This window comes from Cellvibrio fontiphilus, assembly GCF_042646205.1.
Taxonomy (GTDB): domain Bacteria; phylum Pseudomonadota; class Gammaproteobacteria; order Pseudomonadales; family Cellvibrionaceae; genus Cellvibrio; species Cellvibrio fontiphilus_A.
In genome coordinates this window covers 22310-47447 of the sequence record NZ_JBHRTF010000016.1, presented here as the reverse complement: position 1 = coordinate 47447, position 25138 = coordinate 22310, and the positions used below count along the sequence as shown (strand labels likewise).

General features: G+C 50.1%; 23 protein-coding genes. 11 read left to right on the top strand and 12 right to left on the bottom strand.

Going from position 1 to position 25138, the window contains the following annotated elements; all coding sequences use genetic code 11:
* The first annotated feature begins 76 nt into the window (after positions 1–76).
* From ACFODX_RS17010 to ACFODX_RS16985, 6 genes are all read left to right on the top strand, one after another.
* Positions 77–2758, top strand: coding sequence for a [protein-PII] uridylyltransferase (locus ACFODX_RS17010; protein WP_378121517.1), 2682 nt, complete (start codon positions 77–79; stop codon positions 2756–2758).
* A 17-nt stretch (positions 2759–2775) separates the two neighbouring features.
* Complete coding sequence (gene dapC / locus ACFODX_RS17005) at positions 2776–3975, top strand: succinyldiaminopimelate transaminase (RefSeq protein WP_378121366.1); 1200 nt, start codon at positions 2776–2778, stop codon at positions 3973–3975.
* Positions 3972–4646, top strand: a complete 675-nt coding sequence (gene nth / locus ACFODX_RS17000) for an endonuclease III (protein WP_378121364.1) — start codon at positions 3972–3974, stop codon at positions 4644–4646. Before dapC ends, nth begins: the two co-directional genes overlap by 4 nt.
* A 125-nt stretch (positions 4647–4771) precedes the next feature.
* Positions 4772–5116 carry an ArsC family reductase gene (locus ACFODX_RS16995; protein ID WP_378121362.1) on the top strand — a complete coding sequence of 115 codons (345 nt, stop codon included), beginning with the start codon at positions 4772–4774 and terminating at the stop codon, positions 5114–5116.
* Positions 5117–5140: 24 nt separating this feature from the next.
* Entirely contained in the window at positions 5141–6172 is a 1032-nt protein-coding gene (dapD, locus tag ACFODX_RS16990) for a 2,3,4,5-tetrahydropyridine-2,6-dicarboxylate N-succinyltransferase (RefSeq protein WP_378121360.1), read from the top strand.
* 118 nt (positions 6173–6290) lie between these two features.
* Positions 6291–6992, top strand: a complete 702-nt coding sequence (locus ACFODX_RS16985) for a YebC/PmpR family DNA-binding transcriptional regulator (RefSeq protein WP_324259438.1) — start codon at positions 6291–6293, stop codon at positions 6990–6992.
* 106 nt (positions 6993–7098) lie between these two features.
* Here ACFODX_RS16985 and ACFODX_RS16980 read toward each other — a convergent pair whose 3' ends face one another.
* From ACFODX_RS16980 to ACFODX_RS16970, 3 genes are read right to left on the bottom strand one after another with little or no spacing between them, the layout of a single operon-like run.
* Positions 7099–8130: a DUF4340 domain-containing protein gene (locus ACFODX_RS16980; RefSeq protein ID WP_378121358.1), complete on the bottom strand. Its 1032-nt coding sequence runs from the start codon at positions 8128–8130 to the stop codon at positions 7099–7101.
* A gap of 31 nt (positions 8131–8161) precedes the next feature.
* Positions 8162–11074 (bottom strand): Gldg family protein, encoded by a 2913-nt coding sequence (locus ACFODX_RS16975; RefSeq protein WP_449245717.1) that lies wholly within the window; start codon positions 11072–11074, stop codon positions 8162–8164.
* Complete coding sequence (locus ACFODX_RS16970) at positions 11064–12032, bottom strand: ABC transporter ATP-binding protein (protein WP_378121356.1); 969 nt, start codon at positions 12030–12032, stop codon at positions 11064–11066. The genes ACFODX_RS16975 and ACFODX_RS16970 overlap by 11 nt, the downstream gene beginning before the upstream one ends.
* A 591-nt stretch (positions 12033–12623) precedes the next feature.
* Between ACFODX_RS16970 and ACFODX_RS16965 the strand changes: the two genes are divergently transcribed.
* The 3 genes from ACFODX_RS16965 to ACFODX_RS16955 all read left to right on the top strand — a co-directional run bounded on the left by ACFODX_RS16965 (position 12624) and on the right by ACFODX_RS16955 (position 15317).
* Complete coding sequence (locus tag ACFODX_RS16965) at positions 12624–13190, top strand: Hsp20/alpha crystallin family protein (protein ID WP_378121353.1); 567 nt, start codon at positions 12624–12626, stop codon at positions 13188–13190.
* 189 nt (positions 13191–13379) lie between these two features.
* Positions 13380–14519, top strand: a complete 1140-nt coding sequence (gene dapE, locus ACFODX_RS16960) for a succinyl-diaminopimelate desuccinylase (protein WP_378121351.1) — start codon at positions 13380–13382, stop codon at positions 14517–14519.
* Positions 14520–14543: 24 nt separating this feature from the next.
* Entirely contained in the window at positions 14544–15317 is a 774-nt protein-coding gene (locus tag ACFODX_RS16955; protein ID WP_378121349.1) for a lipoprotein intramolecular transacylase Lit, read from the top strand.
* A gap of 64 nt (positions 15318–15381) precedes the next feature.
* Here the strand turns inward: ACFODX_RS16955 and ACFODX_RS16950 are convergent, their stop codons facing one another.
* The 8 genes from ACFODX_RS16950 to ACFODX_RS16915 form a co-directional block, all read right to left on the bottom strand.
* Positions 15382–15975 carry a hypothetical protein gene (locus ACFODX_RS16950; protein WP_378121347.1) on the bottom strand — a complete coding sequence of 198 codons (594 nt, stop codon included), beginning with the start codon at positions 15973–15975 and terminating at the stop codon, positions 15382–15384.
* A gap of 223 nt (positions 15976–16198) precedes the next feature.
* Positions 16199–17485, bottom strand: a complete 1287-nt coding sequence (locus ACFODX_RS16945; RefSeq protein WP_378121345.1) for an MFS transporter — start codon at positions 17483–17485, stop codon at positions 16199–16201.
* A 34-nt stretch (positions 17486–17519) separates the two neighbouring features.
* On the bottom strand, positions 17520–18560 hold the full coding sequence (locus tag ACFODX_RS16940; protein WP_378121343.1) for a Gfo/Idh/MocA family oxidoreductase: 1041 nt from the start codon (positions 18558–18560) through the stop codon (positions 17520–17522).
* A 36-nt stretch (positions 18561–18596) separates the two neighbouring features.
* Positions 18597–19055, bottom strand: coding sequence for a DUF4442 domain-containing protein (locus ACFODX_RS16935; RefSeq protein ID WP_378121341.1), 459 nt, complete (start codon positions 19053–19055; stop codon positions 18597–18599).
* Positions 19056–19853 (bottom strand): ABC transporter ATP-binding protein, encoded by a 798-nt coding sequence (locus tag ACFODX_RS16930; RefSeq protein WP_378121339.1) that lies wholly within the window; start codon positions 19851–19853, stop codon positions 19056–19058. It lies immediately after the preceding gene.
* A gap of 1 nt (position 19854) precedes the next feature.
* Positions 19855–20862 (bottom strand): FecCD family ABC transporter permease, encoded by a 1008-nt coding sequence (locus ACFODX_RS16925; RefSeq protein ID WP_378121337.1) that lies wholly within the window; start codon positions 20860–20862, stop codon positions 19855–19857.
* Positions 20863–20884: 22 nt separating this feature from the next.
* Positions 20885–21745, bottom strand: coding sequence for an ABC transporter substrate-binding protein (locus tag ACFODX_RS16920; protein WP_378121335.1), 861 nt, complete (start codon positions 21743–21745; stop codon positions 20885–20887).
* Positions 21745–22653 carry an ROK family protein gene (locus tag ACFODX_RS16915; RefSeq protein WP_378121333.1) on the bottom strand — a complete coding sequence of 303 codons (909 nt, stop codon included), beginning with the start codon at positions 22651–22653 and terminating at the stop codon, positions 21745–21747. The genes ACFODX_RS16920 and ACFODX_RS16915 overlap by 1 nt, the downstream gene beginning before the upstream one ends.
* 161 nt (positions 22654–22814) lie before the next feature.
* Here ACFODX_RS16915 and ACFODX_RS16910 point away from each other — a divergent pair, with 161 nt between their 5' ends.
* Together ACFODX_RS16910 and ACFODX_RS16905 are read left to right on the top strand one after the other, a co-directional pair.
* Positions 22815–23219: a PilZ domain-containing protein gene (locus tag ACFODX_RS16910; protein ID WP_378121331.1), complete on the top strand. Its 405-nt coding sequence runs from the start codon at positions 22815–22817 to the stop codon at positions 23217–23219.
* Positions 23220–23261: 42 nt separating this feature from the next.
* Positions 23262–23630, top strand: a complete 369-nt coding sequence (locus ACFODX_RS16905) for a PilZ domain-containing protein (RefSeq protein WP_378121329.1) — start codon at positions 23262–23264, stop codon at positions 23628–23630.
* Positions 23631–23706: 76 nt separating this feature from the next.
* On the opposite strand, the gene radA is transcribed toward ACFODX_RS16905, so the two are convergent.
* Entirely contained in the window at positions 23707–25077 is a 1371-nt protein-coding gene (gene radA / locus ACFODX_RS16900; protein WP_378121327.1) for a DNA repair protein RadA, read from the bottom strand.
* Between the last annotated feature and the right edge of the window lie 61 nt (positions 25078–25138).

The following is a 25138-nucleotide window of genomic DNA, read 5'->3' as shown; positions in this document are numbered from 1 at the left end:
GCCTACCGCATCAACACCTGCAGCCAGTTCCACTGAAACAGGTGCAGAGATTGCAAACATCCACAAACCTTTAACGATGGATGAAGTACCTTATTTCGAACGCCCCCTGTTCTTTTTCGACCAGAGCCGTTTTCGCCGTGCGCTGGCAGAAAAGCCAATCATCGGGGTATTCAAAGACGCGATAAATGCGGCCAGCACTCAAGCTAACCGTCGTTTTATCGAAGGCGAAGATATTCGCAGCTTGGTATACGAACGCGCACTTTTTATCGACTGTATATTGCACTATGCCTGGCATCAGTTTCGCTGGCCAGCCCGCATCAGCCTGGAGGCCGTGGGAGGCTTCGGTCGCGGTGAACTGCACCCGGGTTCAGACATAGATTTATTGATTTTGCATCACCCGGATGTATTTGAATCCTGCAAAGAAAATATCGAAAAATTCCTGACCTTGTTATGGGATATAGGTTTGGAAATTGGCAGCAGCGTGCGCACAGTAAAACAAACCATTGAAATAGCGCGCACCGATATTACTGTGGCCACCAACATCATGGAATCGCGCACACTGGTGGGCGACACATCACTGCGCCACGAACTCATGCAGGAAGCTGCACCAGATAAAATTTGGTCGATAGAAGAGTTTTTTAGCGCTAAATATCAGGAACAATTGGATCGACACAAAAAATATAACGACACCGAATACAACCTGGAACCCAACATTAAAAATGCTCCCGGCGGGCTGCGTGATATTCAAACGATCAACTGGGTAACCAAACGCTATTTTGGTGTGCGCACAATTAAACAACTCGAAGGTAAAGGGTTTTTCACTGACGAGGAGTTCTCGCTATTAAATTCCGGCGAAGAATATTTGTGGCGCGTGCGCTATGCACTGCACATGATTGCCAAGCGCCCGGAAGAGCGGTTGCTGTTTGATTATCAGCGCGAAATTGCCAAACTTTTTGGTTACAGCGATAGCCATGAAGGATTAGCGGTTGAACAATTCATGCATAAGTACTATCGCACTGTACTGGCACTGCGAGAGTTAAATGATGTGGTGCTGCAGTTTTTGTCGGAAGCCATTCTGCAAAAAGGGAAAACCAAGAGTGTTGTTTCGCTGAATGAACGTTTTCAGTTGCGCGATAATTATATTGAAGCAACCCACACTTACGTCTTTGAAGAAAACCCGTCTGCGCTGCTGGAAATATTTGTGCTCATGGCACAAAACCCGCAAATTCAAGGTGTCCGCGCATCGACTATCCGCTGGATTCGCGAAAGCCGCCATTTAATAGACGACAGTTTTCGCAGCAATCCCAAAAACACCCAATTATTTATTAAGTTGCTACAACACCCGGAGGGTTTGGTAGAACAATTAAAACGCATGTCGCGCTACGGCATTCTCGGTTTATATTTGCCTGAGTTTGGGCAAGTAACCGGCCAAATGCAGCACGATTTATTTCACATCTACACGGTTGATGCACACACTCTGAAAGTGGTGCAGAACATGTGTAATTTTCTACTGCCTTCAGCGAAAGAGGAATTTCCTGTCGCGGCAACTATTATGAACCGCTTACCCAAATTGGAGCTGCTCTACATCGCTGGTTTGTACCACGATATAGGCAAGGGCCGCGGTGGTGATCACTCCACCTTAGGTGCGGTAGATGCCGAAGAGTTTTGTGTGCGCCACGGAATTTCTCCGCGCGAGACTCGCCTTATTTGCTGGCTGGTAGAAAAACACCTACTCATGTCACAAGTGTCGCAAAAACAGGATATTTCAGATCCCGAAGTCATTCACAAATTTGCACTGACCGTGGGCGACCAACTGCATCTTGATTATCTTTATTGCCTCACCGTAGCCGACATCAACGGCACAAATAAAGAATTGTGGAATACCTGGCGTGCAAGTTTAATGCGCAATCTGTATTTGGACACCCGCCGCGCCCTGCGTCGCGGCTTGGAAAACACAGTCGATAAACACGATTTGATCGAGGAAACCCAACAGGCTGCAATTCGCAAACTAGCGCGTAAAGGTTTGAGCAAAGAGCAAGTAATTGCGCTCTGGGGTGATATGGATGAGGACTATTTTCTGCGTGAAAATTTTGTCGATATCGCCTGGCATACCGAGGCCATTGCCGCACGCACCGACGACAAGCCACTGATATTGATCAAAAAAACCACCAGCAAAGAACTTGCCGGTGCCACCCAGATTTTTGTGTACAGCAAAAATCAAAAAAATGTTTTTGTAGCTGCGGCAACCGCACTGAGCTTATTGAACCTCAGTATTCAGGACGCGAAAATTTATTCATCCAAATCCGGCTACACCATAGACACCTTTTTTGTGTTGAATGAAAACGGCGAGCCTTTGGGCAACAACCAAACGTTGCTCAAAAAAATCCAGCAAGCTTTGCTGGAAGAGTTAAGTCTGGTGGATAACTATCGGGACGTTATCGGGCGCCGTACACCGCGCCGGCTGAAATACTTTGCTTCACCTACCCGCACCTCCATGAGCACCGACACCATTCGCAACTGCAGTGTACTGGAGGTTATCAGTCCGGATCGCCCAGGCTTACTTGCCTGCATTGGGCGTATTTTTATGGATTACGACATCCAACTACTCAACGCTAAAATCGCTACCCTTGGCGAACGCGTGGAAGATATTTTTTTCATCGCCGACAACGACGGTAAACCACTGAGTGATCCGGCGCTGTGTGAAAAATTACAGCAGGAAATTCGCGAGCAACTCGATAAGCGCGTTGATAAACACTAATTATTGTTGAATTGATTATGAACCCGGATTTAGACCTGCTTCACCCCTACCCCTTTGAAAAATTAGCCTCGCTCAAAGCTGCGGTCAGTGCACCAGCGGCACTGAGCGACATTATGTTATCCATCGGGGAGCCAAAACATTTGCCGCCGGCATTTGTGCTGGACACTTTGGTAAGCAATTTAAATAAATTATCCAGCTACCCTACCACCAAAGGGCTGCCAGAGTTGCGCACCGCCATTGCCAACTGGGCGACAACTCGCTTCCAGTTAAATGTGGGCAGCTTCAGTGCAGAAAAACACGTTTTGCCGGTAAATGGCACACGCGAAGCACTATTTGCATTTGCGCAGGCCATTGTTGATCGCCGCCAAGGGCAGCCCTTGGTGGTATCACCTAACCCCTTCTACCAAATTTATGAAGGCGCGGCGCTGTTATCCGGTGCTGAACCCTATTTTTTAAATTGCACACCCGACAATAATTTTATTCCGGATTTTGCGGCCGTACCTGCCGAGATCTGGAAACGCTGCCAGTTATTATTTATTTGCTCACCGGGCAACCCCACCGGTGCAGTCATGAGTTCGGAGCAGCTAAAACAAGTCATAGCGCTTGCGGATCAATACGATTTTGTTATCGCCTCTGATGAATGTTACTCAGAACTTTATTTTGACGAACAAAACCCGCCGGTAGGTTTACTGCAAGCCTGCGCCGAATTGGGGCGCGATGATTTTGCTCGCTGTGTGGTATTTCACAGCTTGTCCAAGCGTTCCAACCTGCCCGGGCTGCGCTCCGGTTTTGTGGGTGGCGATGCAAAAATTCTGGAAAAATTTTTGCTCTATCGCACCTATCACGGCTGCGCCATGCCAGTGCCCACCCAACTGGCAAGTATGGCCGCCTGGCAGGATGAACAACACGTGATCGACAATCGCAGGGCTTACCGCGAAAAGTTTGATGCGGTGTTAAGCATTTTGGATGGCTGTTTGGATGTGCAAAAACCGGATGCCAGTTTTTATCTCTGGCCTAAAACGCCGATTAAGGGTGAATTATTTGCCCAGCAATTATTTGCCCAGCAAAAAGTCACGGTGTTGCCAGGCAGTTATCTCGCGCGCGCCGCAAACGGCATCAATCCCGGTGAAGACTATGTGCGTATGGCACTGGTGGCACCACTGGCCGAATGCATAGAAGCCGCCCAGCGCATTAAGGCGTTTGTGCAATCGCTATGACTGACGCGGTAAAAAACCTGAATAAGGCGGAGCGAGTTGCGTTTATTTTGCAGCGATTGCAAACACTCTACCCCAACCCGCCTATTCCACTGGATCACAAAGACGCTTACACCTTGCTCATCGCTGTACTGCTGTCAGCGCAGTGTACGGATGAGCGAGTTAACACCGTGACACCGGCGCTCTTTGCTTTGGCCGATAACCCCTTTGCGATGGCACAGGTGCCGGTAGAAAAAATTCAGGAAATTATTCGCCCCTGCGGATTATCGCCGCAAAAATCCAAAGCGATTTCGGTGTTATCCAAAATATTGGTGGATGAACATAAGGGCGAAGTACCACAAGATTGGGACGCCTTGGAGCGTTTACCCGGTGTGGGCCATAAAACGGCCAGCGTAGTCATGAGCCAAGCCTTTGGTGTACCGGCATTTGCGGTGGACACACACATTCATCGCCTCGCGCAGCGCTGGGGCTTAACCAACGGCAAAAATGTGGTGCAGACCGAAAAAGATTTAAAACGGCTGTTTCCCAAAGAAAGCTGGAACGATTTGCACTTGCAAATTATTTATTATGGGCGCGAGTTTTGTTCCGCACGTGGCTGCGACGGCACAGTGTGTGATATCTGCAGAACCTGTTACCCCAATCGCAAAAAACCAAAAATTGTCTTAAAACCCTAACCCCTCCCTAACCCTCCCCTTAACAATGGGAGGGAACAAATCCGACTCCGCATTAGGTTGGGAGTAAAGCCCCTCCCCCTGGCAAGGGGGAGGCTGGGAGGGGGTAAAAAAATTGAAGAATGACTATGACAACTTTATACGGCATTAAAAACTGCGACACAGTCAAAAAAGCTCGCACCTGGCTGGATCAGCAAGGAGTGGATTATCGCTTCCACGATTTCCGCGTTGATGGTTTGGATGCTGCGCAAGTGCAGCGCTGGATTGCTGAGCTGGGCTTGGAAACACTAGTGAATAAACGCAGCACCACCTGGAAAGAACTGAGCGATAGCATCAAAGAAAATTTTACAGCAAGCACAGCAGTAAACATTATTGTGGAAAACCCCACCTTAATTAAACGCCCGCTGCTGGATACCGGCACCCAAAAACTGCTCGGCTTCAAGCCTGCCGATTACCAAACAATGTTTAATTAATTATTTAGCCAATAGGATAAAACCATGACCCAACTTTACGCACTCGGTTTAGGTATAGGCACCCAGAACAGCAAGGGTGAATGGCTGGAAGTGTTTTACGCGCAACCGGTATTAGCACCTTCTGAAGCCAGCGCCCGAGCGATTGCTAATATCGTAGGCTATAGCGAAGGCAATCAGGCGATTGCCATCAGCAACAGCCAAGCCAGCGAAATCGCACAGGCATTAACTATTGCCGGCGACAGCGCACAAGCAGAATTGGCCAAAGCCTTGGCAAGTAGCAAACGTCCACTGGTTGCCACTTTATTGGCGAGCGATACCAACCCCGCGTCTGTACCTGAGGGTTATTTAAAATTACATTTGCTGTCGCACCGTTTAGTAAAACCACACAACACGATATTGGCTGGTATTTTTGGTGTGTTGCCGAATGTGGCCTGGACTAATCAGGGTGCAATTGATGTGAATGAATTGCCCGCACGCCAATTACAGGCGCGCTTGAATGGCGAAGAACTGGAAGTATCCTGCGTGGATAAATTCCCTAAAATGACCAACTATGTGGTGCCTAAAGGTGTGCGTGTTGCGCACACAGCGCGCGTGCGCTTGGGTGCTTATTTGGGTGAAGGCACCACCATCATGCACGAAGGTTTTGTGAACTTTAATGCCGGCACCGAAGGCCCGGCAATGATTGAAGGCCGTATTTCTGCCGGCGTATTTGTAGGCGCTGGCTCTGATTTGGGCGGCGGCAGCTCCACCATGGGCACCCTGTCTGGCGGCGGGAATATTGTTATCTCCGTTGGCAAAGAATCCTTGATTGGCGCCAACGCCGGTATAGGTATTCCACTGGGCGACCGCTGCAAAGTAGAATCCGGCCTCTACGTGACCGCCGGCACCAAAGTCGTGGTACTGGATGACGCCGGCAACGAAGTAAAAACTCTGAAAGCGCGTGAATTGGCAGGCGTATCGGATTTAGTATTCCGCCGCAATTCGATTACCGGGCGTGTGGAAGTTGTGACCAACAAAACAGCATTGCAATTAAATAGCGCGCTGCACGCCAATTAATGCACACCAATTAATAGGCAAGTTCAGCAACAGCGCAATTCATGAGGCACCCTGGGGTGCCTCTTTTAATTAACCTACCATCACGCAACAAACAGCGTGCAACACAGAGGCGATAACGATGGGCGCACAGTGGAAAGCAAAACACAAAGAGGAAGCAGCTAACGCCAAAGGCAAGCTGTTCACCAAACTCACCAAAGAAATTATGGTCGCCGCGCGCAATGGCGCCGACCCGGACATGAACCCACGCCTGCGCCTTGCTGTTGAAGCGGCTAAAAAAGCCTCCATGACGCGCGAGACCTTAGAGCGCGCCATTAAAAAAGGTTCAGGTCAATTGGATGGCAACATCAATTACGAAAAAGTAGTGTATGAAGGTTTTGCGCCGCACCAGGTGCCGGTGATTGTTGAGTGCCTCACGGACAATGTGAATCGCACCATTTCCAATATTCGCGGTTTATTCCGCAAAGGCCAGTTGGGCACCTCAGGTTCAGTGTCTTGGGATTTTGATCACCTGGGCATTATTGAAGCCACGCCTGCCAATAAAGATGCCGATGTAGAAATGGCGGCGATTGAAGCGGGCGCGCAGGATTTTGAACAAGACGATGATGGCACTGCCACTTTTTACACCGACCCAACGGATTTGGACATGGTGCAGAAAGCCCTTCCCGGCCAAGGTTTTACGGTGGTGTCTGCCAAACTGGGCTACAAACCTAAAAACCCGGTGAGCCTATCTGGCGAAGCACTGGACGAAGTAGAAGCCTTCCTTGCTGCGATTGATAATGACGATGACGTACATGAAGTTTATGTAGGTCTGGCAGGTTAAATAAAAATTATCTCGCCCAAACAAAAGCCCGGCAACCTGCCGGGCTTTTGTTTATTAGCAATAGCTGTTTTTTAGGCAACGCATGCTTTGCAGATAGCACAATAAATTAATTACCCAACAAGCCTTTAGTTGCCTCCTGCACAACAGTGTCTACCGGATTCGCCGAAGTAGGCGCAGCATTTGCGGCATTATTAGGTGCAAGTAACCCAGCGCGATTCACACCTACAATACGCTCATATTCGTATTGGCTCAGCATAAAAAACTCATTGCGATCACTGCGTTTTACAAAATGACCAGCATCGGTTTTTATAAACTCATACTGCCAATTACCATCACTACTTTTAACCGCCAGACGGAACACTTCGCCCTCGGGTTTCTGCTGTGCCACTGACTCCACTTGCAGGCTAGCGATGGCGCTAACTAAAGCACCGACTTTTGCCGCATCCAGTGCCGCATCTGCATTATTTTGCAGTGACCATTGATCACCTTGCTTTTGCAACTGGTAATCACCCGCCGTGATATTGGTGAGATTGTTTGTCGCCAGCAATGATTTATTCAGCCAGTCATCCGTTTGTGTACTCGCATCCAAGGTACTCAGAGACACAGCATAAACTTGATTATCCTCAGCGCGGCGCAGGTGTACTTTTTTAAAACCAGGCGAGCTACCTAGATAAAATTCCGCGTGCAATTTATCGCCCTCGTACAGGCGCAGTTTGCGTTGAAACTTTGCATCGCCCACGTCAAAACGCTCATGGCTGCTGCCGGTATTGGCAACAGGCCAAGTCAACCTCAGTGCGGCTAACTTATCCAAAAGCGCTGTGATTTTTTCATTGTCTACCGGCAAACCGGACTGGGTCAGTTGCCAGCGATTCGCGGCTTTATCCAACTGCACATTGGTACTGGCATCCGCAATTTCTATGCGATTAATCAAATTCGCGGACACCGGCAACAAGGGCACCGCGGCGGGTGCCGCGCGCATATTTTTTTGATAGGCAAAGATACCAACCACCAACAGGATTTGTACAAATAACAACGCCCACAAACGGCGCTGCCAACGCAGGGAGACAGCGGCACCGCTATTTTCTTCCAGCTGTGCAGCGCTGGCTTGCGCGGCGTTAATCGTGACTGCTTGATTCATAGTTCACCTCGTTCTACTGCGCTGTGAATAATTAATTAGCCAGCCATTGCTGGTACTGCTGTTCGCGACGGCGTTTTAATTGCCGCTGCACCAAACCAACCACCAGCAGTGCAGCCAGTGCCAAACCGTAATTCAAATATTCCCAGAAGGCTTGGGTGGATTGCTCCATGCTGGGCAGGGTGCGATTGAAATTACCGCGCGCGCGGATGCTTACCAAGCCTTCATCCTCCAGCGCCCAATCCACTGTATTGGCTAACAGCTGCACACCATTTAAATACTGGCCACCGGTTGCCATACTGGTCATAGAAATCACCGCATCGCTCAGGAAATCATTGGAGCTGAATAAAATAATGCGCGCAGAATCCGGTGAACGCTGAATAACACCACTCACTGTTTGCGCACTATTGTTTTGCTCATTAGCCGTATTGTTTGCAGCGTTTGCCGCTGTATCGGAGGCGGTATTTTGTTCGGCGTTATTGCTCAGGAGTGGCGAATTTTTTCCAGCAAAATAAGATTCAAAACGCCCCTGACTAATCACGCCCAATAGATGCGATTTCTGCTCGCCTACTGGTAAATAAGGCGACACACCACTGGCGCTCACCTGCGGCACTATATTCATATCGCCGCTTAACCAGGCTTGGTCTGAACTGCGCAACAACTCGGTAATGCGACGCCCTTGTTGTTTGGTTTCATCCAATACAATCGGCGATGCCCATGCCATGCTCGCCTGCGGCAAACCGCTGGTGATGGGATTGTCTGCATTCAAACCCGGCGCGCGTATATCCACAAAATAGGGGTAATCGAGCATGCGCATTTCCTGCACGCTAAAACCACCCAGATTGCGATTCACAGGAACCGGGAAAGGCAGGTTTTGTTTATCCATCACCAATTTTTCTTCGGTGGTAAAACCGTGATGCGCGAGCCACTGCTGCAAACCACTGTTGTGTTTTTGCAAACTCAAACTGCGCTGGCTGACAGAGGCGCTGTAGGGCGAGCTGGCCATAATCACGGTGCCGCCTTGCATCAGGAATTGATCCACCGCGAACAGCGCTTTTTCATCCAACTCTTTTGGTGCGGCCAGCACTAATACGTCGGCCTCACCACTGACTTTACCGTCGGTCAAATCCTCGCGCTGCACATTTAATTCGGCGCCGAGAAATTCGGCCAACTGATTAAATTGCGGGCCACTACTGGACGCTCCGTAGTAACCACCCATATCGGGTGCGGGTGTTACCAATGCAATGGTTTTAGTAAAGCCTGACGCGAAACGTTTTAATGCCGCATTAAAGTTGCGTTCAAAACTCGCTGCGCTCATATCATCCAGCGGGATTTGCACCAACTGGTCGCCCTGCCCCAGAGTCATGTAAAAATAAAAACGATCATTGCTAAGCAAACTGGTGGCCATGGGGTTAAAACCAAAATCTTGCGCAATACGCTGGCCTAACTCGCCGCCGTTGGCATCCGGGTCAAGAAACTCCACTTGCAAACGCTCGCCAGATTTTTCGCGCTGCTTTTCCAGCTCACTGCTAATTTGGGTTTTAAAGGTTTTTAAACCATCGGGAAGGCGCTCATCGGCGGAGACATAGGCCGTGAATTTTACCTCGCCCTTAACTGTGTCAAATAAATTGCCGCCGGCTTGGTAGCTGTGCAGCACCTTTTTAATGGCACGGGTTAGATCATGCTCGGGGTTGCGCAGCTGCACATTTAAATCGGTTTCACTGCCGCTTTTTACTTCAATCAAATCGCGGAAGCTGAGCACTTGGTACTCATCGCCATACTGCACCAGCACATTAAAGTAAGAGTTCACCAACGAAGCCTGGTAGCGATCAGAAATTTGGAAAGGCACAGGTTGAATGGCGTATTTCTGATTTGCCTCCTGCTCCAGTTCCGGGTCGCTGACCGGATCTACAAATTCCACACGCACCAGGCCCTTACCTTCCACCTCATACTCTTTCATTAAGTCTTGCAGCTGCGGCACCAGTGGCGATAACAGCGGGTGCGTTTTGCTACTGAAATAGCCGCGCAATAACAGCGGCTCTTGCAGCAGCTGTAAATAGTGCTCAGTGGCAGATGAAATGGAATACTGATTGCCGCGAGTGGTGTCGATACGCAAATTGTTGATTTGCCCCAGCCACAAATTTGCACCCAGGGCGTTTACCAATAACAGCGCGGTAATGCTGCGCCAGCGACCGTGATGGATTTTATTGCCGGTAGCGGCCCAGCGCTCGCGCTCCAGCGCATAGGTATTGAGCGCGAGGAATACCAACATCAGGCTGATATAAAAATACAAATCGCGCAGATCAATTACCCCGCGGGCAATGGAATCAAAGCGCGCGCCGGTGGCCAGTAAACGTAAATACTCTGCAGCACTGGTGCCCATAAAATTGGTGATGGCAGAGCTACCTAATAAATAAAACACGCCGCACAGCGCAACCGAACTAATCAAACTAACAATTTGGTTATCGCTGCGCGCCGATACAAACAAACCAATACTTAGATAAGCAGCGCCCAAGAGTAAGGTTGCCAAATAACCGGCAAACACAGGACCCCAATCCAAATCACCGAGCAATGCTACGGTAATAGGCAGCGGCAAAGTGATCGCCAAGGCAATAACCAATAACATTAAACAACCTAAAAATTTGCCCACCACAAAATGCCAAAGCGGCACGGGTTGGGTGAGCACATGTTCTAACGTTCCGGTGCGGCGCTCTTCACTCCACAAGCGCATGGTGAGTGTGCTGCACAAAAAAATCAGCAACAGCGGCATCCACTCAAACAATGGACGCACATCAGCAATATTGCGTGCAAAAAATGCTTCGCCCCAGAAAAACGCAAACAGACTCACCGCTGCAAACGCGGCTAAAAATAAATAGGCGATGGGCGATGAAAAAAATAATCCAATTTCTTTTTTGGCAATTTGTACCATGGAATGATTAGGCTGCACGATTCACCTCCGGCACATGGTGTTTACTGGCTTCAGCGTTATTAAGGTCGCGGAATAGGCTTTCCAAATCGCGCACTTCCGGCTGCAACTGATACAACTCGGCATTGGCCTGCAGCACTGCCCGCGCAACCGCTGCAGCGGTGTTGTGTACATTGGCTGCATCGCCTAATTGAATGCGCAGCTGTTCACCATCATTGGCCTTGCCAAGAATATCCACGGCTTTTACGCCGGTCAGTTGGTTGAGCGCCTGCTGAATATCGGCGGCGGGTTTGTTGGTGGTTAGCAAGAGTGAGCGAGCGCGACGTAAATCCGCCAGCTTTTCATCCAACACTAAACGGCCGGCGCGCATCATGAGTACGCGATCACAGAGTGCATCCACCTCTTGCATAATGTGGGTGGATAAAATAACTGTCGCCTCTTTGGCAATGCTGCGAATCAACTCGCGCATTTGCAGAGTTTGTTGCGGGTCAAGGCCGTTGGTGGGTTCATCCAGAATTAATAGTGCCGGGCGACCGAGTAAGGCTTGCGCCACGCCAACACGCTGCTTGTAACCGCGCGACAAACTCGCAATGGGTGCCAGCAATTTATTGTTAATGTCAGTTGCTTCAATCACGCGCTTAATTTCGCGCTGCTTTTCTTCGCCGCGCAAACCCTTGAGTTCAGCGGCGTAATCCAAATAGGCCGCCACGGAAAGCTCGGGGTAAATGGGCAAGTTTTCCGGCAGGTAGCCGATTTTTTGTTGCAGAGTTTTTAAATGCTCCTGCAAGGCTAAACCTTGAAATTGAATGCTGCCGGCACTGGGTTCCAGGTAGCCGCTTAACATTTTCATCACCGTGGTTTTACCGGCGCCGTTGTGGCCCAGTAACCCCACAATCTCACCCTTGGCGATTGTAAAACTGACCTCATCGGCCGCCACAAAATCGCCGTAGGCTCGCTTGAGTTTTGACACTGCCAGCATAAAAGCCTCCAGATTAATGGACGAAATTAATCAGAAAAAATCAGTCAATAAAATGTAAGGGAGAACCCCTGCGTTAACTCTGGCGAGCAGCGGGTGGTGGGCGCGAGGCGCGCACAAAAATTCGGGAAGGGAATTGATTAATCGGGTTATGGACAGAATTCGCGTTAACAATAAGGTTCGCGTTATACATTGTTTTTTCCTCAGTAACGGGATTAGCCCCACAAAACAATCGTAGCCAACGAAGCTGCCGCCTTAGATAGGGACGGCATAAATAAAGTTCAAGGATGCTAATTAAAAAATTTAATCTATTTGGCTGATCTATCCTGACACCGGGGTTCAGCGGCACCTTTATTAATAATCTACAGACAAATAAATATTGATAAATTCGATTTATTTCAGCCCTCGTCTTTATAAAAAATTAATTTGAAATAAAAAATCAATTTAAAAAAACCAGCTGAAACAAAATCCATAAGCCTTGAACTTATGAACAGGATACCCAGCTAAACATTAACCGCGCTTATTGATCCAACACAAAAAAGTGGGAATCAAATAGCGCTAGGCTGTTACTGACCCTTAACAATGGAGGTGTTTATGAACAGATCACAACTCAACCCTTGGAACTGGTTTAAACATGAAGATGCCGGGCAACAAACATCCGGCGCCATCAATACAACCAGCGATGATAAAAATAGCGGCACTGATAGCCACCCTATGGTGCGGCTACAGCGGGAAATTGATCGCTTGTTTGATTCAACCTTCCGCGATTTTAATTTGCCCTCACTTAACAGCCGCTGGCCCAAAGATGGCTTGTTTAATATCACCAATTTTCAAGCCAAATTAAATGTTGCCAGCGATGACAAGGCTTACCACATCAGTCTGGAAGCACCGGGCCTGACTGAAAAGGATATCAGCCTGGAAATTAACAAAGGCGTGCTGACCATTCGCGGCGAGAAAAAAGCCGAGAGCGAATCCAGCGATAAACATTACTATCGTATGGAGCGCTCCTTTGGCAGCTTCCAGCGTTTGCTCACCTTGCCGGAGGATTGCAATCAGGAAGAAATAAAAGCCTCAATGAAAAACGGTTTGTTGGAAGTGACTATTCCACGCAAAGCATTACCGCCTAGCGAAAGTAAACGCATCGATATTAATAGCCATTAACATCAGCTTCTTGTTTTGTTAGCCCCTTCCCAAGGGGCTTTTTTCTCTCTGCCTATAGCGCCCAATTGCTAGAGCCACTCGCGGCAAACCTGTAGAATCCCGCCATTACTGCGCTGCCAGTCATAGTTGCTTAGGCGCTATTTGCTTGCTTGCGCCATCTTTCTATTTTTACGCCTTTTGGAATTTGCCATGACTGCTGTGCTCACTCCCACCTTGCAACTTGCCACCGATTTAATTCGCTGCCGCTCGGTAACCCCCGAGGACGATGGCTGTCAGGAAATGATGATTCGCCGCTTGGAAGCGATTGGATTTAGCACCGAGCGCTTGCGTTTTGGCGAGGTGGATAATTTTTGGTGTATTCGCGGCAATGACGGCCCGATTCTCGCGTTTGCCGGCCACACCGATGTAGTGCCCACTGGCCCGGAAGCCAATTGGAACAACCCGCCGTTTGAACCAAAAATTATCGATGGCATGTTGCATGGGCGCGGCGCCGCCGATATGAAAGGCTCACTCGCCGCGATGGTGGTCGCCTGTGAAAATTTTGTCGCCAAGCACCCCAATCACCAAGGGCGCATTGCGTTTTTAATTACCAGTGACGAAGAAGGCCCCTCCATTAATGGCACAGTGAAAGTGGTGGAGTGGCTGGAGGCGCACCACACCAAAATCACCTGGTGCATTGTGGGTGAACCTTCCAGCACCAAGCAGGTGGGCGATGTGATTAAAAATGGTCGCCGCGGTTCGCTGGGCGGTATTTTGAAAGTGAAAGGCATTCAAGGCCACGTCGCCTACCCTCACCTTGCCGACAACCCTATCCATAAGCTGGCACCGGCTCTGGCTGAGCTGACAGCAGCGCACTGGGATAACGGCAATGAGTTTTTCCCGGCAACCAGTTTTCAAGTCTCCAACATCAACGGCGGCACTGGCGCGACCAATGTGATTCCCGGCGAAGTAGAAGTGATTTTTAATTTCCGCTTCTCCACCGAAGTGACCGATCAACTCTTGCGCGAGCGCACCGAGACAATACTCAATAAACACCAACTCACCTACGACCTGCAGTGGGTCTTGAGCGGCCAGCCCTTTCTCACACCACGCGGCGACCTGGTCAATGCGGTAGTGAGTGCAATCAAAACCGAAACCGGGCTGGATACCGAGTTATCGACCTCCGGTGGAACCTCTGACGGGCGTTTTATCGCACCAACGGGTGCCCAGGTTGTGGAGCTGGGGCCGATTAACGCCACCATCCACAAAGTAAACGAATGTATTAGCGCCGATGACCTGAATACACTGACCGCGATCTATGAGCGCACACTTGAGCAGTTGCTGGTTTAACAGGTAAAGAGCCAGGAACCCACAGTGAAAAAGCGCGCAGAACACAATGTAAGAAAAACCGACACCGCAAGCTTGCCGGGCAATTGGCGGCAGACAGTTTTTTGGCCGGTGTTTTTTACTTGCCAGTTAATCAGCCTCGCGCTGCTCAGCTGGCACTTGCTCGCGCAATTTCACTTCGCCTACCCCCTTGGTTATCAGCTACTGGGGCTTGACCAGCACATTGCTGAGTTCGCGCCGCAAAATCGTTTTAAAGACGACTTTGAGTTCACCAGCAGCGAGGAACACTGGCGACTTTTTGGCGAGATAAGCGATGCCGTACAAAACAGCGGCAAGGGGTTGGGGGCCATTCACTATGGGTTGGCAAACGGCCAGCACACACCACTTATGCACGAGGCTGAAATTGTCCACCTGCAGGATGTGGCCAATTTAATCGATAGATTTTACCTGCTCGGCCTGATCAGCCTGGTGCTATGGCTGGGCATGATTGGTCTGGCGCGCTGGAAAAAATACCTGCCACCGACAACCAAAAAAGTACTGTTGGGCTTTTTAATAGGTGCAGTGGTGGCAGCAGCAGTGGTGATGCTGATTGGCCCTACCGCCGTTTTTTATTGGCTGCATGTGCAAGTATTTCCCGAGGGGCACCAGTGGTTTTTTTATTACGAAGATTCGCTGATGACCACCTTGATGAAAGCGCCGGATATTTTTGCGTTTATCGCCCTGCTGCTGGTGGCACTGCTGATTATATTCTGGTGTATCAGCACTTATCTTACTAACCGCCTGCTTAATTCCCGCCGCTAACCCCAAACGCAGCGCAAAAAAAACCGCAGCCAGAGCTGCGGTTTTGCGTAGCGTGAAAACTTAATTAAACGCGACGACGAGCCACAAACATAGACAGCAGACCCAGTATTAACAGCAGAGCAAGGTTTGGCTCAGACACTTGAACCGCAGGCTCGCCTGAACCCCACAAGTGCATATTGGACAAACCACCGCCACCACCTTTTGGCATGTGCTGGTAAGACCAGGTGCCTGAAGTGTTACCTTCGCTGATATACCAAGCAAAATGATCAGGGTCGTATTTTCCGTTTCCAACATGGATAGATAGCGCGGCTTTACCGTATACAGTCCAGAAGCTGCTATCGATAGCCCAAGTACCAGAGATTGGACCAGGACTTCCCCAAACACCATTGAGCAAGGTCAAGGTCAAATAACCGTTGACCAATGTACCCGCAGTACCGTCTGAACCTGCAATTCCACCCAAATGAACCCAATCGCCGCCGAAGTAACTCTCGATATCAGATTCTTTGGTATTGCCCGAACCAATCCCACACAACTCTGCCGAGGTCAGCGTGGCGGTACGGTATTGGTTACCACAGGTGATGGTGCCAGCAGACGCCACCATGCTCCACAGGCTTGCTACAACAACTACAACTCCAGATTTGATCAATGACTGCAACACGGCGGTCTCCTTTAGGTTTGAATTAGCAAAGTGTGATAGAGCACACATTTTTTGAATTTAAAGCACACAGTGTGCCAAAATAAAATTTTGGCCTAATAGCGTGATTTCAATAACATTTTTAGTTATCAAGTGGCGCGTATATCATCATGAATGTAAATTTATCCGACATAATAAAATTTTTGACGCCAAAAGCCCGACTTAAACCAACCGCAAATTATCCCGTTTATCGCGACTTCAATTGCCGGGGTTTAAGCTGGTAAAACGCCCAGACCAATAAGCCACCTGCCAACAATACAAAGAAGGGAATCTGCCACAGGAGCGCATTGCGCAGCGCAATGCCTTCAGGTGAGTCAGGTAGTACTGCCAACAGCGATGCAAATCCAACACTGAACAAGCCATAACCCAAATTAAAAATCAGCCCTTTTACCGACAAAACGGTAGCGCGGCGCGCTGAGTCAGCTTCCTGGTGCAAGACTCTGCTCACGGTAAAACTCAATAACCCCATAGTCGCCATTAACAATAAGGCGGGAATCAGCCCATAAACCGGCCAAGCGGGCACCAAGGCGAGCAGGCCCATCAGGGTGAGCAGCGCAATCAAAGCTAAATTGCCGAGCATGGAAAAACGCGCGTTCAAACGCTTGGCGATGCCCGGCACAAACCAGCCCAATACCCCTGAGGCAGCACCCAAAAAACCATAACTCCATTCAGGTAATTCAATCAGGCGATAGTAGCTGCTGGTGATGGTCGCAAAATTGCGCACTATGGAATCCAGCAGCACCCCCACCACAATCACCACCAGCGTTTTAGGGTTAGTCAACACCCAGCGAGCGGTGCTCAGTGTGAGCCTAAATGCATGCGCCAGTGGTGAAGCGGCCGTTGCATGGGGCGGCTCCACCATGCGCAGGGTAATGAACAAACACACCACCGCTTGCAACAACACCAGGATCACGGGAAGCCGCTGTGCGGTTGTCGTTTCTATATGCCAAACCTCAGGCAATAACAGATTCACGGCGCGCGCATCGTAGAGTAAACCGCCCAAAATCATCGCCACCACATAACCGAGCGAGCGCCAGCGCATGACTTTGGCGAGCAGGTGATCCCAGGTTTGGGCGCGCTGATGTTCGGGCAGCGAATCATAGGCCAGCGCTTCATCGGCACCACTGGCACAGGCCTCCGACAGGCCAGAACAAATACGGTTGATTATGCAAAACACCAGCAGCAAGATGCCTGCATCGCGCGGGGCAAATAACAGGCAGAGCATTTCGATAATCATTAGCACCGATGCTGCAATTAACAAGCGGCGCCGCCCGATGGTATCTGCCAGTGCACCAGAGGGCACTTCAAATAAAAAAATGGTGAGTGCCCAGAGTAAATTGAGCATCACAAATTGATCGAGTGTTAAGCCCAGGTCGATAAATAAAATCGCCAGCACCGGGTAATAGGCGCGCGCAGAAAAAAACACACTGAACAACACAAACCGATTGGCGTTTCCCGCAAGACTTGCACTCATAGAGTTCCTGAAAAAAGTCGATATCTAAACAATGTTAATCCAATCGGATCAGCGTTCCTGTTGCAGCGCTTTGCTCAGCCGCTAATAGCAACTCAACACCCAACAAGGATTGCTCAGGCAAAAACGCGAGCGGCGCCGCGCCCTGAATAGCGGCGCTAATGTTTTGATAATACTGTTCATAGCAACCGCGCTGGCCAGCAGTGATTTCACGTTTGCTTTCAGCGCCATTGTGGTGGTGAACAACCGCATAATTATCTTCACCCGGTTGCGCCCAACCTTGCATGCCCGGCAAAGTGCCGCGCATTAATTGTGCTTCTTGCACGTCCTGCCCGAATTTTAAGAAGGAACCCTTATCGCCATGAATAGTAACCGTTGCGCCTTTTTCACTCACGTAAGTATTGGAGCGCAGCAGTACCCGCATATCGGCGTAGTGAAAACACACAGTAAAATAATCGGTAGCAGCTTCAGCGCGGCGCAGGCTGCGCATATCGGCGTAGACAGCTTGGGGTTTGCCGAACAAACACAGCATGGAATCCACCATGTGAATTCCCAAATCAAACCAGGTGCCGGAGCCGGGCAATTTGTCCTCTTTCCATTTTTTGTGAGTGATATTGGTGCGATAACGATCGTAATGCCACTCCACTTCAACAATGCGCCCAAGCAGGCCGGAGTGGATAATCCGTTGTGCATCCAGATGATCGCTTTCCAAACGTTTGTTTTGAAACACCGAAAGCACTTTTTGCTGTGTCTGTGCCAGCGCGATTAATTCCCTGCCCTCTTGCAAACTCAGGGTAAAGGGTTTTTCCACCACCACATGTTTACCCGCAACTAATGCCGCTTTCGCCATGGGGTAATGCAATTCATTGGGGGTATTCACCACTACCAAATCAATCTCCGGGTTGGCGATAATTTCTTCAAAGGTTTTAACAATCTGTACGGCCGGGTAATCCAGCAAAGCGCTGGGTTCACCGCGCTGCAAAATGCTGTGCAAATGCAAATTGGGTTCGGCGCTAATGAGCGGCGCGTGAAAAACCTTGCCCGACATACCGTAAGAACAGAGCGCAACATTTAACATAAGCTGTACCACAAAAGTTGGAAGGCGGATTTTTGTTTAATTGCCCCGCGCGCGCGGTTTTAATTTGATATACACACGGCGTTTAACACGGGCGACAAGTTTGTTGTGCTCATCCAGAATATCCACGCTGAATTCGGGAACATATTTTTCGCCACTGGCTGTTTTGGCGCGAATATCGGCGAGTATTTCGTCAGTAATTTTAAACTGTGCATACACGTGGGTTTTACCGGGGGCGATAAAATCAATCTCGGCGTGTTTGTCCCATACAAAATAATCCTTACCCAAACTATGCATCAGCAACAGCATGTACCAAGGGTCGGTCATGGACATCAAACTACCGCCGTATTGCACCCCTACATAATTGCGGTTGTACCAGCGCAATTTCAGGGTAACGCGCGCTTCGCGGTAATCTGCTGCGAGATAAGTGACTTTAATGCCGGCAAAAAATAAGGGCGGCCAGGCATTTACCATCCACCTGAAAAGATTTGCTTTCATTTAAACCACCCGTTTGCGGGGAATGATAACAACACCGTCTTCACGGCAATCCACATAGGCACTAATGCCATACACCTGCTGCAGATTTTCATTGGTCAGCACCTGAATTGGTTCACCATCGGCCAGAATTTTTCCGTGATGCATTAATACCAGCCGCGAACAAAACCGCGCTGCCAAACTTAAATCGTGCAAGGCCGCAAATACCGCACCGCCCTGCTGCGCATGTTCGGCCAGCAATTCCATAACATGCAGTTGATGGTAGGGATCCAGCGCGGCGATAGGTTCATCGGCCAAAATAATGTTAGGCTCGCCCGCAAATACCCGTGCAAGCAACGCACGCTGCAACTCCCCACCCGAGAGAGTAGTGACTATTCGATGGCGCAAGGTTTGTAGCTCGGTGATATACAGCGCATGTTCAATTGCCTGTTTATCACGCGCGGATTTACCACTCATCGGTTTGTGCCAAGGCGCGCGCCCAAGTCCCACCAAATGCTCAACCTGCAAGGGCCAGGCAGGAATTTCTTGCTGTGGCAAATAGGCCAGTGTTTGTGCGCGCTCGCGTGCAGCAATAGTCGCTAAAGCCTGTAGTGTGCCAGTGCCATTTAGCGCTAAATCTATTGCGCCTGAATCAGGCGACTGCAAACCCGCCATGATCCGCAACAGCGAACTTTTACCCGCTCCATTGGGGCCGATTAACCCCACAAATTCCCCTGCGCCGATACTGGCACTGCATTGTTCAAGAATGGAGTTGCCATCGCGGGCAAATGAAATATTTTTTGCACTTAACAGTGAAGTCATATCAAGCCCAGCGAGAACGGGTTTTTAAAATTAAAAATAAAAAAAACGGAGCACCTATTAACGAGGTAACCACACCAATTTTTAATTCACGGGCGCTATCGAACTGGCGCACCAAAATATCCGCGAGCACCAATAACAAGGCACCACCCAATGCACTGGCCAGCATTAAGCGCCCGGGGCGATAACCCACAAACGGGCGCAGTAAATGTGGAATCACCAAACCGATAAAACCAATCGCACCACTCACTGCCACACAGGCACCCACTGCAATGGAAATACCCAACAATAAAATGCCGCGCTCGCGATGATTATTAAAGCCCAGGGAGCGCGCACTGTCTTCGCCCAGACTGAGCGCATCTAAAAAACGGCTGCGGCTGAGCATCATCACCCAGCCAATCGCGGCCAATGGCAGTGCGATACTCACATGGTCAAAATGGCGATTGGCCAGTGAACCTAACAGCCAAAAAACAATTTCCTGCATGGCGTACAAACTGGGCGCAAAATTTAACGTCACGGCGATTAGCGCCACCATAATCGAACTCATCGCCGTGCCCGCAAGAATTAATGCGAGCATGCTGCCGTGTAACCCAGCTAACACATACACCATGAATAAGGTAAACAACGCACCAACAATCGCGGCACCCGGCAACCAATACCAAGCGCTGGCGGCAACGCCAAAATAGAGCGTACAAATTGCACCAAAGGCGGCACCACTGCTCACCCCCAATACGCCCGGATCGGCGAGCGGGTTGCGCAGCAAACCTTGCATAGCAGCGCCGCTCATACCGAGGGTTGCCCCAATAACCAGCGCGAGAATTAAACGCGGCAAACGAATCTGCCCAATGACATTCGCCGCCAGTGTGGCATCACCATTAAAAAAATCCCGCAGCCCTGCCACTACCGAAATATCAGCAAGGCCGGTATTGAGCGCAAGCACTGCAGCTGCCACCAGCGCGATAAGCAGCAGGCCACACAATAGTGGAAACGAAAGATGTGTTCGCAAATTCACCCTTGGAAAAACCTCTTGTAATTTATTTTGCCAACTCTTGTTGGAGCACACCGGCCACATCACCAATAACCGATGCTGCACAACCGGATAAGCCTGCCGGCAATCGCACTATTTTAAAATCAGTATTCGCCAACGCCGGATGGGAAAGATATTCGCGCGCTAACGAAAACGAGCGATCCTGACTTTCTTCTACAATCAAGATGTGCGGTTTGGCGCTGAGCAACAATTCCAAATCCAGCTGGTTAAAACCATACATGCCGCGCTCTGCAGCCAAATTGCGCAAGCCGGCAAGCTGCATTAGTTCGTGTTCCAAAGTACCAGCGCCAATGACCACACCATTGGCGGAATACCAAAAGGCGGTGAGCGGTTCACTGCCCGTGTTTAAGGCCTGTAGCGCACTAATTTGGCGATTAATCTTATTCACCATCAGCTGCGCTTTTTCACCGGCTCCCACCAAGTCTGCCAACTGGAAAATTTGGCTATTAATATCCGCCAAGGTGCGCGGTAAGGGTAAACGCTCTACGCGTTGATCCAATTTTTTTAACAATTCAATCGCATTGGGCGCATCAAACTCACCCGCCAAAATAATATCGGGTTTCAGCGGGACAATTTCTTCTGCTAGACCGTGATTCAACGACAGAGTTTTTACTTGTTCGGCAATGGGCGACCAGATGGGATCGGCCGTGAGATAACTGATGGACACCAAACGCTCCTGCGGTACTAATTCCCACAGTAACTGATCGATGCAAATATTAAGAGAGGCGATGCGCTCAGGTACGGCCTGCGCATGTGCTGCAGCGGATAAAGCAAAAAATAAAAAACCCAGCGCCATCACGCTGGGCTTTTTTATCAACCCGACAACACAGATTGAAAACAGGCGCATCAAAGTGGATTCAACCAGGCAGCGCCGCGCACGCCGCTGGAGTCGCCATGAACCGCTGGCACTATGGGTGTGTCGCACTCACCGCCAAACACATAGCGGGGCAAACGTTTGGGCAGCTCGGTGTAAATTGCCGCGATATTGGATGCGCCGCCACCCAGCACAATAACGTCCGGATCGAGACTATTGATGATGCTAGCCAGACCGCGTGCCAGTTGATCGTAATAATTTTCCAATACTTGTTGCGCAGTCAATTCACCATTTAATGCTCGCGCAACAATCTCATGGCCTTTGATTTTTTCACCCGCGGCAAATTCATAAGAGCGACACAACCCCGTTCCCGACAAAAAAGTTTCCATGCAGCCGGCTTTACCGCAATAACAGGGGCGCGCATTTAATGTTGCATCGCTCGCCCAGGGCAGCGGGTTATGGCCCCACTCACCGGCAACACCATTAGGCCCCACCAAGGGAGCGCCCTTGTAGGCAAGGCCAGCACCGCAACCCGTTCCCAAAATACCGGCAAACACCAATTCATAACCGCGTCCGGCGCCATCGGTGGCCTCGGAAACGGCAAGGCAATTAGCATCGTTAGTCACCTTTACATCGCGCTGCAAAAAGGCGGACAAATCTTTTTGGAAAGGCTTGCCATTGAGCCAGGTGGAATTGGCATTTTTCACAAACCCGGTTTTGCGCGAAACAGTACCGGGAATACCTATACCAACCGGTAAATGAGTTTGGCCGGCAGCCGCTTCCGCCTGCGCCACCAAACCGGCGATATCGCGCAAGGTCGCTGGGTAATCATCGCGCACTGTCGGAATTCGCGTGCGGAACAGTTCCCGGCTATCGCCGTTGAGTAGAATCACTTCAGTTTTGGTGCCACCCAAGTCGATGCCAATGCGAAATTCAGTCATAAAATCAATCCGTTAGCCGGTGTTCATCAAGAGTGTCGAAATTATAGGTGGGGCGCCACAAGTGAGTACAGAAATTAACAATTGAGCCAGCCAAAAAATGGCGATTTGGCCGTTGGCAGCTAAACTCTAGGGCATGTCCACGCATTGAAATATGAGTATTTATGTCCGACACCAACACCACCTCTTCGTCCTCCAGTGGCGCGTCTGCCAGTGAGCGCCGCAAATTTAGTCGAATTTTATTTGATGCCCATGTTGAATTAGCACAGGGGGAATTCCATTGGCGCGCCAGCTTGTTGGATATCTCGCTCAAAGGTTTGTTATTGCAACAAAAACTACCGCCTGAAGTTTCTGTCAAAGATCCGGTTCTAGTGAAAATTTTACTGTCCGACAATACCTGCATCGCCATGTCGGTCACAGTAGCGCATCAACATCATCAGCAGACAGGGTTAGTCTGCAGTTCGATTGATATCGACAGCGTTAGCCACCTGCGCCGTCTGATCGAACTGAATTTGGGTGACGCCGCGGCTGCAGAGCGCGAGCTATCGGAATTAATTAGCGATTATTAATTCCCACTGTCACCCTCTACTTTGACTTGAAGGAACCCCACCATGAGCAATGATGTGAATCAAGACAACACCATGCCAGAGGATAAACGCCGCCATCCGCGTTTCCCGCTGCGCGCTTACGCCGAGCTGCAATATTCCACCAAAACCTGGGAAGCCCATGTACTGGATCTATCTGAAAATGGTGCACGCCTTGCGCTGTTGGATGAGCATTTATTGCAAAAGGGAGATGCGCTGCGCGTGCATGTCGATGTGGAAAATCTAAACCTGGTGGCATCCAACAAAAAACGCCTGGATATACACGGGCGCATTGTCCATGTGCGCGAACATATTCTGGGCTTTGAGTTCCAGCCGGATACACCGGTAGATAAAACCCTGCTGTATGAGTTGTTGATGCTGGTTGAAAACCAATAGGGATAGCGCAGGCAAATCCCCCCAGCACAACCAAGTCCCTCAAAATCACTAGCTGCCAAACAGCCCTTGTTGGTGGTTAGAGCGCGTTGAGGGCTTCCTGTAAATTTTTAACCGCAACCACTTCTATACCCAACTGTTTGTCGCGCGGGGCATTGGCAAAAGGCACTATGGCGCGCTTAAACCCGTGTTTGGCGGCCTCGCGCAAGCGCTCATGACCGCTGGGCACCGGGCGAATTTCGCCGGACAAACCCACTTCGCCAAATACAATTAAATCCTGCGGTAATACCTTGTCGCGAAAGCTGGACACCACCGCCAGTAGCAGCGCCAAATCGGCGCTGGTTTCCATGACTTTCACACCGCCAACCACGTTCACAAACACGTCCTGATCGCCCACCATAATGCCACCGTGACGGTGCAATACCGCAAGTAACATAGCCAGGCGATTCTGATCCATACCCACGGCAACACGACGCGGGTTACCCAGGTGACTGTCGTCCACCAGCGCTTGAATTTCTATCAAGAGCGGGCGTGTGCCCTCCCACATCACCATCACCACCGAGCCGGAAGCGGCATCTTCGGCGCGCTGTAAAAATATCGCCGAGGGGTTGCTCACTTCGCGCATACCCTGCTCGGTCATGGCAAATACCCCCAGCTCGTTAACTGCACCAAAGCGGTTTTTATTGCCGCGCAGGGTGCGAAAGCGCGAATCGTTATCGCCCTCCAACAAGATGGAACAGTCGATCATGTGCTCCAGCACCTTGGGGCCGGCGAGCGAACCGTCTTTAGTGACATGGCCCACCAGAATTAATACGGTGCCAGTTTGTTTGGCAAAGCGCGTGAGGTAGGCAGCGCTCTCGCGCACCTGTGACACGGAACCGGGCGCGGAAGCAATATCCTCCATGTGCATCACCTGAATCGAGTCGATCACCATGACTTTGGGTGTGACTTGTTGGGCGATGGCGCAAATGGCTTCCACGCTGGTTTCACTGAGCATTTGCAGTTGATCGGTCGGTAGCCCCAGCCGCTGGGCGCGCATCGCCACCTGTTGCAGGGATTCTTCACCCGTGATGTACAAGGCCGGCATAGTACGCGCCAAATTGCACAGGGTTTGCAGCAGCAAGGTGGATTTACCGGCGCCGGGGTTGCCGCCAATTAACACCACAGAGCCGGGAACAAAACCACCGCCGAGCACGCGATCAAACTCACCCGTACCACTGCTAAAACGTGGCACTTCGTTGAGTGCAATTTCTGCGAGGGTTTGGATTTTGTTGCCCGAGGCACCGCCGGCATAACCTTCAAATTTTGCCGCACGATTAGCGGGGGTTGGCCCCAAGCGAACTTCACTCAAACTGTTCCATGCACCGCAGTCGGTACACTGCCCTTGCCATTTTTTGTAATCGGAGCCGCATTCATTGCAGACAAACGCGCTTTTGTTTTTGGTGGACATAAGTATTTCCTGCCTGAGTTGCCCTCCTCCCCTCATCAAGGTGGAGTTAACCCCCTCCCAG